General features: G+C 37.6%; 10 protein-coding genes. 5 read left to right on the forward strand and 5 right to left on the reverse strand.

Annotation, left to right across the window (positions count from 1 at the left end):
• Nucleotides 1-38: 38 nt before the first annotated feature.
• Both ACFX40_RS17315 and ACFX40_RS17320 read right to left on the reverse strand, forming a co-directional pair.
• Nucleotides 39-1487 (reverse strand): ATP-binding protein, encoded by a 1449-nt coding sequence (locus tag ACFX40_RS17315; protein WP_028409749.1) that lies wholly within the window; start codon nucleotides 1485-1487, stop codon nucleotides 39-41.
• Nucleotides 1484-2167 (reverse strand): response regulator transcription factor, encoded by a 684-nt coding sequence (locus tag ACFX40_RS17320; protein WP_028409748.1) that lies wholly within the window; start codon nucleotides 2165-2167, stop codon nucleotides 1484-1486. Before ACFX40_RS17320 ends, ACFX40_RS17315 begins: the two co-directional genes overlap by 4 nt.
• Before the next feature lie 228 nt (nucleotides 2168-2395).
• Here ACFX40_RS17320 and ACFX40_RS17325 point away from each other — a divergent pair, with 228 nt between their 5' ends.
• From ACFX40_RS17325 to ACFX40_RS17335, 3 genes are all read left to right on the forward strand, one after another.
• Nucleotides 2396-3433 (forward strand): PepSY domain-containing protein, encoded by a 1038-nt coding sequence (locus ACFX40_RS17325; protein WP_028409747.1) that lies wholly within the window; start codon nucleotides 2396-2398, stop codon nucleotides 3431-3433.
• A gap of 192 nt (nucleotides 3434-3625) precedes the next feature.
• Nucleotides 3626-4825 carry a class I SAM-dependent rRNA methyltransferase gene (locus ACFX40_RS17330; RefSeq protein WP_060745905.1) on the forward strand — a complete coding sequence of 400 codons (1200 nt, stop codon included), beginning with the start codon at nucleotides 3626-3628 and terminating at the stop codon, nucleotides 4823-4825.
• 275 nt (nucleotides 4826-5100) lie between these two features.
• Entirely contained in the window at nucleotides 5101-6534 is a 1434-nt protein-coding gene (locus ACFX40_RS17335) for an anion permease (protein WP_028411930.1), read from the forward strand.
• 29 nt (nucleotides 6535-6563) lie between these two features.
• Here ACFX40_RS17335 and ACFX40_RS17340 read toward each other — a convergent pair whose 3' ends face one another.
• Nucleotides 6564-8015, reverse strand: a complete 1452-nt coding sequence (locus ACFX40_RS17340; protein ID WP_014457695.1) for an alpha-amylase — start codon at nucleotides 8013-8015, stop codon at nucleotides 6564-6566.
• A 250-nt stretch (nucleotides 8016-8265) separates the two neighbouring features.
• Between ACFX40_RS17340 and ACFX40_RS17345 the strand changes: the two genes are divergently transcribed.
• Entirely contained in the window at nucleotides 8266-8955 is a 690-nt protein-coding gene (locus tag ACFX40_RS17345; protein ID WP_025752427.1) for a response regulator transcription factor, read from the forward strand.
• Nucleotides 8933-11182, forward strand: a complete 2250-nt coding sequence (locus tag ACFX40_RS17350) for a HAMP domain-containing sensor histidine kinase (RefSeq protein WP_377255739.1) — start codon at nucleotides 8933-8935, stop codon at nucleotides 11180-11182. The genes ACFX40_RS17345 and ACFX40_RS17350 overlap by 23 nt, the downstream gene beginning before the upstream one ends.
• A 326-nt stretch (nucleotides 11183-11508) precedes the next feature.
• Here the strand turns inward: ACFX40_RS17350 and katA are convergent, their stop codons facing one another.
• Together katA and cstA are read right to left on the reverse strand one after the other, a co-directional pair.
• Nucleotides 11509-12969 carry a catalase KatA gene (gene katA, locus ACFX40_RS17355; RefSeq protein ID WP_377255742.1) on the reverse strand — a complete coding sequence of 487 codons (1461 nt, stop codon included), beginning with the start codon at nucleotides 12967-12969 and terminating at the stop codon, nucleotides 11509-11511.
• A 274-nt stretch (nucleotides 12970-13243) separates the two neighbouring features.
• Entirely contained in the window at nucleotides 13244-15052 is a 1809-nt protein-coding gene (gene cstA / locus ACFX40_RS17360) for a carbon starvation protein CstA (RefSeq protein WP_377255745.1), read from the reverse strand.
• Nucleotides 15053-15075: the final 23 nt, after the last annotated feature.

A 15075-nucleotide genomic window follows, 5' to 3' on the forward strand; every position in this document is an offset into this window, starting at 1 on the left:
GATAAAAAAAAACGATTGCTGTAAAGCAATCGTCTTTTTTACGTTAAGGGCAATACAATTTCAAAATCAGTTCCTACATCCAATTTGCTTTTTACACGTATTTTTCCCCCGTGCAATTCTATAATAGATGCGCTGATAGCCAAACCTAAACCTGCTCCTCCATATGCCCGAGAGCGTGAAGCATCAGCTTTGTAAAATCGCTCAAATAAATGAGGAAGGTGTTCTTGAGGAATACCATGACCGTTATCTTGTATTATTAACGAAAGTTCTTTCTCATTTATTTTTCCTATCACTTGAATAACTCCCGTAGTTGGATTTGTATGCTGTACGGCGTTGGAAAATAAGTTTAAAACAACTTGTTTAAATTGATCTTTGTTAATGTCTGATGGTAAACGGCTTGGAAAGTCGAATAAAACCTTTCTGTTCCCCGCCAATAGTATGAGTTGAGGTTTCATATCTAAAATCAACTCATCTATAAAACAGTACTCTTTTTGAAACGGTGGAAGTTGATCAAGCTGAGCAAGAAGCAGAAGATCCTGAATAAGTTTGCGGAGTCTTTTGGACTCTCCATACATGCTTTTTAATGCGTCGTTTAACTGCTCGGGATTGCTGCTAGCCCCTCTTAATAAAACTTCTAAAAAGCCGTGAATAGATGTAAGCGGCGTTCGCAGTTCATGCGAAGCATCCGCAACAAAACGCCGCATTTGTTCTTTGGCTTCTGTTTCTGCTTTAAATGCTTTTTCAAGACGTTCAAGCATTTCATTAATAGAAAGAGAAAGGCGATCCATTTCGATTTGTCCTTGATTAACAGGCAAGCGGTCATGTAAGCTTCCGGCATTAATATGCTCTACTTTTTTAGTAGTAGTAAACAAAGGGACTAACGTCTGTTTTAAAACAGAAGAAAAAACAAAAAAAGCAATGGTCATTGCGGTAAGTGAAAGCATTAAAAAGATGAGCATTTGTCTGATTAAGAGGTCTCTTAATGATTCTGTGGGAGTATTAATTTGAATAACTCCCTGTATTTCTCCATCAAAGATAATGGGTTTTAAAACAATGACTTGCTCTTGATGACCATCCATTTTTTTTATGAGGCTCGTCGTATTGTCCGGCTGGTTGCTGTTTTTCATTACTTGTTTGTATGCAGATGCAGAAAGCTTAGGGAAGTAAGAATGATGTGGATCCTTAGCCAGCCGTAAAAAGGTGCTTTTTTGATTGATAAAGGTAATATTAACGCCCGGGAAATAAACCATTGGTCTTGATGATTGTTTTACGTTCTGGCTTGTTTCAATATCGTGCTTCCAGACATCATCGGGAATCAAGTGAATTTGGTCTTCGATGCTTCTAATTTTATTTGTATAAATAAATTGCTTCATAAATACGTATTGAAAAACGCCTATCAGCATCAGTAAACTCAAAATAACGAGTAAACTTCTAGATAAAAGCTGAAGGCGAAGAGAGTTCAAATGAAAGAAACGTTCGTGCTTCATGAAATATCAATCCGGTAACCTACACCGCGAAGCGTTCGAATAACGGTTCGGCTATGGTCCTGTAATTTTTCTCTCAGTGATCGAATGTATACTTCAACAATGTTTTCTTCTCCTCCAAAATCATATCCCCACACTCGATCTAAAATGGTGGATTTACTTAGTACGAGACCGTGATTAATAACTAAGAATTTTAAGAGTGCATATTCAGTAGGGGATAAATCAAGTATGTGATTAAGGTATTTAATTTCTTTGCGGCGGTCATCAATTTTAAATGGACCGATGGATACTTCGTCTAATAAGTTGGGAAATTGATTACGGATTCTAGCTTGAATGCGCGCAAGAAGTTCTTCAAAACTGAAAGGTTTGACCATATAATCATCTGCTCCAATAGTCAGTCCCTTTACTCGATCGTCCACTTGATCTTTTGCTGTTAGCATGATGACAGCTATATTCCCCATTTTCTTTAACAAGCGGCATACTTCAAATCCATCCATTCCCGGAAGCATAACATCTACAATAGCAATATGAGGCTTGAATTCTTTGGCTATATTAATTCCTTCCATTCCGTCTTGGGCAGCTTTGATATCAAATCCTTCATTCGTTAAACCTAAAGATAAAAACTGTAAAATAGTTGGTTCGTCATCTATAAGCAAGACTTTAATTCCTTTTAGTTGATCCATCATGGTGAAAACTCCTTTGCTCCTCTACTTTCTATTATGCTTTTTTATCTGAAACAGCCCTGAATAATAGCTGAAAGCAAGCTGAAAAATAGTAGCTATTCTTATATCTTCAGCTAACTTTAAGCTTCTATTCGTCTTATTCTCAGAAATCTTTTGCATAATGAACGGCGTACTAGATAAAACGCCATAGACGGAAAGTCTAATGGTGAAGGAGGAGGAAATGTAAGGATGATTAAATGGGCAAAAGTATTGTCTACATCTGCTTTAGGAGCTGCAGTTGCATTTAGCTCTATTACAACGAGTCACGCTGCAGAGATGAAGACAGCGAAAGCAGAGACAACTGAACATGTGAGTATCTCGCAAGCTCAGGCAAATGGTATTGCTCTGCAAGATTGTAAAGGGACGGTCACATCTACGGAATTTAAGCAAGAATCAAGTGTGTATGTGATTACAATTGCAACGAATAACCTTGAGCAAAGAATCGTAGAAGTAAGCGCAAGGACTGGAAAAGTAGTGAAGAAACAAGAAGTGAAGTTATGGACACAAAATCAAGTGAAAGAATCCATTTCTAAGCAGTATACAGGAGCGATTCAATCTATTACATTTAACAAAGAAACGAATGAATATACGTTAACTGTAGTAGATGGCAAAGTAGAATATACGCTAACCGTGGATGGTCTAACGGGGAAAGTCATTCATGAGAATAAAAAAGAGCTGCAGCTAATATCAGAGCAAAAAATAAAAGAAACAATTGTTAAACAATATAGTGGTTACGTATATAGTCTAGAGTTTAAAGAATCCGCTAGTCAGTATGTCGCAGTGATTCTTAAAGATAGCACTCAATATACGGTAACGTTAGATGCTTTCACAGGAAAAGTAGTTAATACTTCTCAGCAAGCAGTGAAGCTATTAACGAGACAAGATGCAAAAGATCTTGCATTGGCTACATATGCAGGTAAGGTGAAAATGGTAGAATATGATCAAAACGCAGCGATTTTCACAGTAAAAATAATCAAAGATAATACGGAATACACCGTTACAATCGATGCGGTTTCGGGTGAAATCACACATGTAAAACATGATAAGCTTCAGCCGTTAACGGAGACCGCTGTAAAAGTTCTTGCTTTAAAACATCAAGAAGGAAAAGTAGAGCATATTGAGCTTATAACAGAAAACTCAATAACTGTATACGTGGTGACTTTAGTGAGCGGAAGCAAGCAGCAGACGCTTAAGTTCGATGCTTATACGGGACAAGAGTGCTCATAATTTTTTATCTTAAAACATCAAACATACATTTCATTTTTCATTCATATCAAGCAGAGGGTGCTTCAAGGCATCTTCTGCTTTTCTATTTATAACTAGAAACGGGGCTGTTTATCTATGTTAAGATAAATGTAGATTATTGTTGTAAAATGGATAGAACTAGAATGAAATAAATTAAATAGATAGGGTGTACACATGAGAAAAGAAGTACAAGTTATAGCCAAAGAAGCTTTTATTAAAAAAGTGAACAAGGGTTATCCACTCATTGAAAAAGATGCGCTTGTTGATGGTCATAAACTGCAAGAAGAAGGCGTTATTATTAACTTAGTCACTCCCAAGAATCAATTTTTAGCCAAAGGCTATTATGGAAAACAAAACAAAGGCTACGGATGGATTCTTTCGAAAAAGAAAAATGAGCAAATTGACGCGGCGTTTTTTGCTAGAAAAATTCAGCAAGCTATTTCATCACGTCATGATTTTTATGCGTCTGAAGACACAACTGCTTTTCGCGTATTTAATAGTGAAGGTGACGGAATCGGCGGCTTAATTATTGATTATTATGACGGATATTACGTCATGAGTTGGTATAGTGAAGGAATTTATCGATTTAAAGAATACGTCATTGAAGCCTTAAAGTCTGCGCCTAATTTTAAAGGGCTGTACCAGAAAAAACGTTTTAACGTAAAAGGTCAGTATATTGAAGAAGATGATTTTGTAGCAGGGGATAAAGGTGAGTTCCCTCTTATTGTAAAAGAAAATGGTATTCGTTTTGCCGTTTACTTAAATGACGGAGCGATGGTGGGAGTCTTTTTAGATCAGCGAGACGTCCGTAAAACGATTCGAGATAAATATGCAAAAGGAAAGACCGTTCTAAACATGTTTTCGTATACAGGCGCATTTTCAGTGGCGGCCGCTCTTGGAGGAGCCGCGAAAACAACAAGTGTTGATTTAGCCAATCGCAGCTTGGCAAAAACAATTGAGCAATTTAGTGTAAATGGAATTGATCACGAAGCACAGGACATTATTGTAGAAGATGTTTTCAAGTATTTTAAATATGCGGTCAAGAAGAACATGACGTTTGATCTTGTGGTGCTAGATCCGCCGAGCTTTGCTAAGTCGAAAAAGCATACGTTCAGTGCAGCAAAAGACTACAAAGATTTATTAAAAGAAGCCATTGCTCTTACAAAGCCAAATGGTGTCATCGTAGCATCTACGAATGCAAGTAACTTTGATATGAAAAAATTCCATTCGTTTATTGAAAAAGCTTTTAATGAAAAAGGGGAACGCTACAAAATGATGGAGCAGTTCTCTCTTCCAGCTGATTTTAAAACAATAAAAGAATTTAAGTCAGGTGATTATCTCAAAGTCGTGTTTATTCAAAAAATAAATCGCTAAATACAAGGCTGCATGATGAACTCATGCAGCTTATTTATTGTGATGAAATAACGCTTACAAGCTATTTTGAAGGGAATAAAATGAAGGGAAAAGATAAATATTGTCAGTATGTATGATAAAATAATAAAGGAATTATGCTCAATACTTCACAAATTTACAATATCATCCTTACGAAACGTATTTTTACAATTATTTTATTTTAAATGGGATAAGTATTGGGTGTGAAGTAGAAAGAGCATACTACTATTATTAAAAAACATGAAAGGAGAAAGATTATGGCTGAAACAACAAAAAAGCCTGCCGGCGAAGTGAAATTTATTCCTTTATTAATTTGTCTGGCAATCGGACTTGTTTTATGGTTTATTACACCTCCGTCCGGACTTGATGTGAAGGCTTGGCACTTATTCGCTATTTTTGTGGCTACTATCGTAGGGCTTATCATTAAACCATTGCCATTGGGCAGTGTAGCTATTTTATCTTTAACCATTATTGTATTAACTAATACATTAACACTTGAACAATCGCTCAGCGGTTTTCAAAATACGACGATTTGGTTAATCGTTATTGCATTCTTTATTTCTAGAGGTTTTATTAAGACTGGTCTAGGAACAAGGGTTGCCTATATCTTCGTTCGTTTGTTCGGTAAAAAGACGTTGGGATTATCGTATTCTCTTATCGTAAGTGACTTGCTTTTATCACCTGCAATGCCGTCTAATACAGCACGAGCTGGAGGAATTATTCTTCCAATCATTCGTTCTTTATCCGAAACATACGGATCGAGAACTGGAGACGGTACGGAGCGCAGAGTCGGCGCTTTCTTAACAAAAGTATCGTTTCAAGGAGATATGATCACATCCGCTATGTTCGTAACAGCAATGGCGGCCAATCCTCTTGCGGTTAAAATGACGGAACAAATTACAGGCAAGACTATTTCATGGGTTGGCTGGGCAGCGGCTGCAATCGTACCTGGAATTATTAGTTTAATTGTTATTCCGCTTGTTATTTATAAGCTGTATCCGCCAGAATTAAAAGAAACGCCGGAAGCATCTGAAATTGCAGCAAAAAAATTAAATGAAATGGGTCCGCTAAAGAAAGAAGAATGGTACATGATTGGCGTATTTTTACTTCTTCTTGTGCTATGGATTTTTGGAGCTAATTTAAATATTAATGCAACAACAACTGCTTTTATTGGTCTATGTGCGCTGCTTTTAACGCAAGTGTTAAGCTGGTCAGACATCAAAAAAGAACAGGGAGCATGGGATACATTAGTCTGGTTTGCTGTTTTGGTTATGATGGCAACTTTCTTAAATGATCTAGGCATGATTCCTTGGTTCAGTGATCTGATGAAAGGCACTGTTAGCCATATGTCTTGGATGACGGCCTTGATTGTACTAGCTATTGCGTATTTTTATTCTCACTACTTTTTTGCAAGTAACACGGCTCACGTCAGCGCTATGTACGCAGCATTTTTATCTGTCATCGTGGCCGCTGGTGCGCCTCCGTTACTGTCAGCATTAATTTTAGCGTTCTTTAGCAATTTATTTGGCTGTTTAACTCACTACGGCAGTGGACCGGCCCCGGTGTTCTTCGGTAGTGGATATGTAACGCAGCAAAAATGGTGGTCGCTCGGCTTTTTAATTTCAATTATTCATATTATCATTTGGATTGGAATTGGCGGCTTGTGGTGGAAACTGCTAGGTCTATGGTAAAAAAACAGTGGCGCAGGCCACTGTTTTTTTTATGCTTCAGCCCAAACGGATACAGAGCCGCCATTTACAGGGAACTGTCCGTAGCCATCTTCTTCAATCACAACTTGGTCCTCTCGGTTGTTTGTGAAGTCAATCCACGTTTGTCCACTTCGGTGTTCGCCGACGAACATTCTCTTTTCGCCATCTTCACCGTTTGACATCACCACAGCGCATCCAGACTTCTCAAATTCCTCTACACCATGCCTTACCCATCCAATAGTATTCGGGTGATCAAAATAATCGTCTTGCTGGCCGTATGCTTTGTCATAGCGTACATGCAAGAGAGCGGAAATATCTTTTTCTTTTCCTTCAATTGGGTGCTCTCCGCCTATCCCAAAATAGTCTCCGTAAAACACACAAGGATAGCCGTCTTCACGAAGTAAAATTAGAGCGTAAGCACTCTGTTTGAACCAATCTTCTACCCAAGATTCTAAAGATTCATTTGGCTGAGAGTCATGGTTATCTACAAATGTGACAACATTCAACGGGTGAGTCTTGACTAATGTATCATCAAAAATCGTGGTTAAATCAAAATCTCTTCCTTGCTGAGAGGCTTCATGCAGTTTATAGTGCAGCGATACGTCAAACAAATCGATTTGATAATCAATCACGTCTAGGAATTCCTGACAGGCTGTTAACTCTGGATTCCAAAACTCTCCCACAAAATAAAAGGGCTTTTCTTGAGAAGAGGACAATTCGTGGGCAAACTCTTTAATAAAATCGTGGTTAATATGTTTAATGGCGTCTAATCGATAACCGTCGCACTGCAGAGTGTCTGCTAACCATTTTCCCCATTTGATCATTTCTTCTCGAACTTCAGGATGATCGTAATCAATATTCGCAAACATTAAATAATCGTAGTTGCCAAACTCTTGATCCACATTTTCGTTCCAGCTTTTGTTTTCTCCGGCAATACGAAAAACGCCTTCTTTTCCATTTTTATCATCGTAATCAGTGCCGTTAAAATGATTAAAGTTCCATTTGAAAGAAGAATATTGATCGCCGCGCCCTTCAAATGTAAACTTTGTCCACCCTTCAATTTCAAAAGGTTCAGAAATTTCTTCTGTTCGGTTCATGGGGTCCACTTCAATGACGTGGAACGTTTCTTTTTCATCTGCTGCAGCTTTATGGTTCATTACAATATCCACATAGACATTAATTCCATGATTATGACAGGCATCAATCGCTTCATGCAGCTCTTGCTTGGTTCCATACTTTGTACGAACGGTTCCTTTTTGATCAAATTCGCCAAGATCGTATAAGTCATAAACGCCGTAGCCATTATCCTCTGATGAAACACCTTTTGTAACCGGGGGAATCCACACGGAATCAATTCCTTGTTCTTTTAGTTGAGGAGCGAGCTCTTTAAGGCGTTGCCAATGCTCGCCATCAGCTGGCACATGCCATTCGAAAAATTGCATAATTGTATGATTCCGTTCCAAGTTAAATCATCCTCCTTTTAAATAAAAAGATATAATCGCTCACGGATAGTTCTTTAGAATCAAATGAGGAATTGATTATATTTTTTCTTTTAACGTTCCTGTTATCCCTATTCTTTAAACCTTTTTCAACATATGAAGCTTAAGAAAATCTTAAGATTTCCCCTTCCTTTTTCTTAAGAAATGCAGTTTACAATAAAATCCATAGACGAAATGACCCATGATATACTTTTGAAAGGAGTGTGAGAAATCAATGAACGAATATGTGGTTTTAGTCGTAGACGATGAGCAAGAAATCCGCAATGGCATTGCTATTTATTTGAAAAATGAAGGCATTAAAGTCTTTACGGCCAAAGATGGAATCGAAGCCATAGAGATACTAAATAAAGAAAAAGTTCACTTAATTATTCTTGATATTATGATGCCAAGGCAAGACGGCATTTCAACGACGTTTAAAATCCGAGAACAAAAAAATATCCCGATTATTATGCTGAGCGCTAAAAGCGAAGATGCAGATAAAGTGCTCGGTCTGCAGGTAGGAGCAGATGATTATGTGACAAAACCTTTTAATCCATTAGAACTGATAGCGAGAGTTAAATCACAGTTAAGAAGATATGTAACATTAGGTACATATGAGGAAACAAAGACGATTGATATCCGAGGTCTCGTACTTGATATTGAAGCTAAGTCCGTCACTCTTGACGGGGTGTTCATTAAGCTGACTCCCATTGAGTATAAAATTGTAGAGTTATTAATGAAAAATGCAGGGAGAGTTTTTTCCATACATGATATTTATGAACGCGTATGGAATGAACCCGGCTACAACGCAGAAAATACAGTGGCGGTGCACATTCGAAAAATAAGAGAGAAAATTGAAATTGAACCAAAAAATCCGAGATATGTAAAGGTTGTGTGGGGACTTGGATACAAAATGGAAAAGTAGCGTCATTTCAACTATAGGGATTATCTTATTTTTATTTGGTTTAGGAGCAACTATTTCTTCTATTGGCAGCATGCATAATCTAGTAAAAGCAAACTACTTACAAAAAAGTACCTATGTAAAATCAGAAGACTTCCAAAAAGAAATAGATCGTTTTACAAATGATCTTTACCTTTTAGAATTGACATCCAAAAACAAGAATAACGTTAATACAAGTACGATAACAGAAGAAGAAATCGAGTCGTATCGGTATGCAGAAGGGAACTTAACGGAACAAATACAAAACGTACAAGATAAATATGAAGAAAAAATAGAAGACGCTAAACAGGCAAAGAGCAAAAACGTTGAAGCTGTCTATGTAAAGCAGCAGGATCTAGAAGTTAAAAATATTCAAAAAAAGTTTCAAGATGATCAATTCGTTCGAGAAGAAATAATGAAAAACAAAAAACTCGAAATGAAGAAACTATATGATGAAGCTTTTAATCGACAAAAAATATTATCTCAATATAAAAAAGACATCATGTATTATTTAAAAGATAGGAACACAAACAAAATATATACGAACATCCAAAACGCAGGCAAAGAAGATGTTAATCAATTAGTAAAACAGAAACATATATTGTATAAACATACATATTCAGCTCAATCACCACTTGTGTTTCAACCGAATGCATATGAAAATTCATCGTTAAGCAGTGAGGCAGACTCAGAGATTCCAATCCGGTATTTAAAGGAGAAGTTTACGGGTATAATTGCTGTTCCTGAAAAAGAAGCTTTCAGTAGTTTTTTATTTGATGAGTATAACTATTATCATCATCAAAATGTAGTATTTCTCGTTTATGCATTGTCAGGGATAATAGCTCTGTTAATAGTTTACTTTATTTATAAAAAAACAATAACCGGACGTTTAAAAGAAATAGCAAGACAAACTGCAGTACAAAAGGTTTATAAAAAAATACCTTTAGATATTTGTATAATGGTTTTTCTTTTATACTCATTTTTTACATTAAGTCTAGTTCTGAACGGCTATCCTGCTTCTTTATTAGAATCATATAAGCATGTTGCTACGTTCTTCTTTTATATGATAGCAATATCTATAGCTATTTCCCTATGGGCACTTCAAGTATTTCTACTGTTTCAGCGTATGCGCACAATAGATGATATAAAAGAAGAATATAAAAGAGCGTGTGTTTACCAAGTAATTTATTTTCTTCAATCTATTTTTATTATCAGACATATTGGCATGCATATAATGGTTGTAGTGTTGCTTTTAGTGTTTGCCGTGTTTGCTGTTGCAACTCTATTGACTAGTGGATCTATGTTTGCAGAACAAGTATCCATACTGTACTTAGCTATAGGCAGTGTTGTAGGAGTGGTTACTTTGATACTGCTTATGCTACGAGTTAATTATTTAAATAAAATTATTATCTCAATTGATCAAATTGCCACAGCCGAGTGGAAAGAGCCGTTACCTATCAAAGGAAAATCAGCTTTGACTCAAGCAGCGCTAAACATAAATCATATCCAGCAGCAGATTCAAACATCTCAGCATGTTCAAGTTAAAAGTGAACGCTTGAAAACAGAGTTAATTACCAACGTCAGTCACGATTTAAGAACACCATTGACTTCTATTATGACATATACAGCGTTGCTAAAGTCGCAAGATCTTACTTCGGACGAACAACATGCTTACGTTGAAATTATTGACCGTAAATCAAAGCGTTTACAGACACTTATTGATGATTTATTTGAAGTGTCAAAAATGGCAAGTGGAAATGTAGAATTGCATAAAGACAAAATTGATATTAACCAGCTTCTTCATCAGGCTTTAGCTGAATATAATGAAGCAATTGAAGATTCAACTCTGCAATTTCGTATTCAATCTCTCGAAAAGCCGATATTTGCTACTGTAGATGGTCAAAAACTATGGAGAGTATTTGACAATTTGATAGAGAATATATTGAAATATTCACTTGAACAAACGCGTGTCTATATTTCTGTTCAAGAAATAAACGAACAAGTGAAACTAACATTTAAAAATGTAAGTAAATATGAATTAAATGAGCAGGCAGATGAGCTGTTTGAACGATTTAAAAGAGGGGATACTTCAAGACAAACCGATGGCTCCGGACTTGGGTTAGCTATTGCTAAGTCAATTATTGATTTGCACGGAGGAGAACTGAATATTGAAATTGACGGAGATTTATTTAAAGTAACGATTATTCTTTAATGTGAGTGAATATAAACAGCATATCTAGTAAAAAAAGAGAAGCAACCTCATTATGCTGGTTGCTTCTCTTTTTTTAGCGTTCGTAATTTTATTCCGCAACCGCAAAGCGTACTGTGCTTTAGTACTTTTATTTCTCTATCACACTGATTACATCTTATTTCTTGTCCAATCATTTCTTCATCCCTTCCTCTTTTTACAAGAATTTAAATAAGTATCCATAAAATATGGATACTTATTTAGTGATAAAATGTTAAACTAATTGAGAATAAATGAGAATCTACAATGATAAAAACACCTTTATTTTTTCATTTAGAAAACTGATAAATTTATTTTACTTGCTGCGGAACAGATAATCCTAAACCATCTGCAACGCGAGTTCCATACTCTGGATCCGCTTTGTAGAAGTGTTGAATTTGACGCAGTTTAATCTCTTCTTTTTCTACAGGCTTCATAGCTTCAACGATGTTTGCAACTAGTCGCGTACGCTCGTCTTTGCTTAGAAGGCGGTATAAGTCACCTGCTTGCGTGTAATGATCGTTATGATCATATGCAACACTATCAGCAACGCCTGAAACAGGGTATGCCGCTTGTTTGTTTTCATGAGATTCTGTCGGGCCGCCAAAGCTGTTTGGCTCATAATAAACAGAACGGCCGCCGTTATCGTCAAAGCGCATTTGACCGTCACGCTGATAGTTATTTACTTCATTGCGCGGACGGTTAATCGGTAGCGCCTGATGGTTAGCACCCACGCGGTAGCGATGTGCATCGCTGTATGCGAATAGTCGACCTTGCAGCATTTTATCAGGTGATACGTCAATTCCCGGCACAAGCGTTCCAGGTGAGAATGTAGCTTGCTCCACTTCGGCAAAATAATTTTCTGGATTGCGGTCCAAGACCATGCGACCTACTTCAATTAACGGGTAGTCTTTTTGTGACCAAACCTTTGTTACATCAAACGGATCAAAGCGATACGTATCAGCGTCTTCTAATGGCATAATCTGAACGTACAGCTTCCATGAAGGGAAATCGCCTTTTTCAATGGCATTAAATAAATCTTCAGTGTGATAATCTGGGTTTTCACCAGCTAGCTTTGCAGCTACGTCTGGAGACAGATTTTTTACGCTTTGCTCTGTTTTAAAGTGATATTTTACCCAAACGCCATCTCCTTCGGCATTAACCCATTTAAATGTGTGGCTGCCAAATCCATGCATATGGCGTAAAGTTGCCGGGATACCGCGGTCAGACATTAAAATAGAAACTTGATGCAAAGATTCAGGAGATAAAGACCAGAAATCCCAAACGGCCGTCGGGTTTTTTAAATGTGTGCGTGGATCGCGTTTTTGTGTATGAATAAAGTCAGGAAATTTAATCGCATCTCGGATGAAAAATACAGGTGTATTATTTCCGACTAAGTCGTAGTTTCCTTCTTCTGTATAAAATTTAACAGCAAATCCGCGAGGGTCGCGAACGGTATCTGCTGAGCCGTTTTCACCAGCTACTGTTGAAAAGCGAGCAAATAGAGGTGTTCGTTTTCCTACTTCAGAAAGGAAAGCTGCTTTTGTATAGGCTGAAACATCATTTGTCACTTCAAAATAGCCGTGGGCACCGGCGCCTTTTGCGTGTACGACGCGTTCAGGAACTCGCTCTCGGTTAAAATGGGCTAATTTCTCTAAAAGGTGAACATCTTGAATTAAAGTAGGTCCGCGTGAACCAGCGGTCATTGAATTTTGATTATCTCCAACCGGAGCTCCCCAACTAGTCGTTAGGTTATTCTTGTTTGTTGTCATCTTAGAACCACCTCTTATTTGAATTTTATTATGTTAGAAATAATAATAACATTTTTAAATAAAAAATCAATACTAAATTATAATTATTATAATTTAAAGTGTTAATTTTGAGATGTAGTCAGTGGGGGATACGCATGTGGAATGTACGAACTATTTTAAAAATTTTCTGTATAGTATATTTAGTTTAATAATAAAAATGCCTGGTGTGCAATTATTTTGACCGGCTATTACCATATCAAAAACACGCTTGCTTATATAAGCAAGCGTGTTCGTTTTATATATTTTGTGATAAGTTTGCTTTTGCTGCCAGTTCAGCCTGAGGCGTGCGCCAAAGCTGCATCCATTTTTGAATCGCAGCAATCATAATAATGAGACCGAGTATAAGCATGATGATTGAAAGAGTCGCATTTAATATGCTGTAACCTGCCGCAGCTTCATTTAAATAGACATTCTTAACCATCCAATAACCTGCGTAGTTAACTGTTACGTAAAGGTAGGCTAGTGGAATAAGGCAAGTAAGCATATAGGAGCGTTTATCTGCAATTCTAAGAATAACGGTTGCTCCAATAATTAAACCAATAGAGGCCATTAACTGATTGGATACGCCGAACAGCGCCCAAACTGAGCCAATATCTCCTGAGAACAATAAGTACCCCCACATAAAACAGGCTAGGGCACTTGCAAAAATGGAACCGGGAAGCCAGTCTACTCGCTTCAATGGCTTATAAAATTCACCGAAAAAGTCTTGAATTAAATAGCGAGAAACGCGTGTACCCGCGTCGATAGCAGTTAAAATAAACACTGCTTCAAACATAATGACGAATTGGAAAAAGTAAGAAGACAGGTGGCTGAACCAAGGAATTTCTGTGAAGATATATGTCATTCCTACAGCCAGTGTAACAGCGCCACCTGTACGGCCTTCTAAGTTTAGACCAATCTCTTGGCTAAGCTGAGGAAGAGCTGTCACGTTCATGCCGAGCGTTTTAAACACTTCAGGTGTAGAGTTGATTGCAAAATAGTCTCCAGGATGTAAAGCTGTTGCGGCAATTAACGCCATAATTCCTACTAAGCATTCGACTAACATCGCGCCGAAGCCTACAACTTTAATGTCACTCCAACGGTCGAGCATCTTAGGAGTTGTTCCTGAACCAACAAATGCATGGAAGCCGGAAATAGCACCGCAGGCGATTGTAATGGAAATGAACGGCCACACAGGTCCTGCTAAAATAGGGCCGCCTCCGTGAATAAATTCAGTAACTGCAGGAAATGGAATTGCTGGGTTTACGAAAAACACGCCTACGATCAGCGCGATAAAGACACCAATTTTCATAAAGCTGCTTAAATAATCTCGAGGTGCTAGAAGCAGCCAAACGGGCAAGGCCGCTGCGAAAAATGCATAAACGGGAAGAATAATTGAAAGTGTTTTAATATCTAGCGTTAAAAAATCTCCTAAAGCTGTTCCTTGAATATAAGGACCGCTAAATACGGCGATTAAAATTAAAATGAAGCCGACGGTAGAAGCCGCTTTTAAATTACCGGTTTTTTTGTGATAAATACCTACCCCCATTGCGATCGGAATCGTAATTCCAACAGCGAATGTACCCCAAGGGTTTTTCTCAAGTGCGTGTAGCACGACCATAGATAAACCGGCCATTGTGATGGTAATGATAAAAAGCATAGCTAAACCTGTACAAAAACCAGCGACGGGTCCTAGCTCTTTTTTAGCCACTTCGGAAAGCGACTGGCCTTTTTGGCGCATAGATGCAAATAACACAACTGCATCGTGAACGGCTCCTCCGATTACAGCTCCGATCAAAAGCCAGAGCAGTCCGGGCAAATAGCCAAATTGAGCTGCTAAAATAGGTCCTACAAGCGGACCAGCAGCTGCAATAGCTGCAAAGTGATGACCAAATGTTACCCATCGGTTGGTTGGCACATAATCTTTCCCATCTTCAAACTCATGTGCTGGCGTTTTTTGCGAATCGTTTAGTTTCAAGACCTTAACAGCCATGAATGTTCCGTATAGCCGATACGCAATCATTAAAATACAGATAGATCCAATAACAATCGTAACCGCATTCATTACAAATCCCCCTATCCCTTAGT

The organism is Priestia sp. YIM B13552, assembly GCF_042787775.1.
GTDB classification, from domain to species: Bacteria; Bacillota; Bacilli; order Bacillales; family Bacillaceae_H; genus Priestia; species Priestia megaterium_E.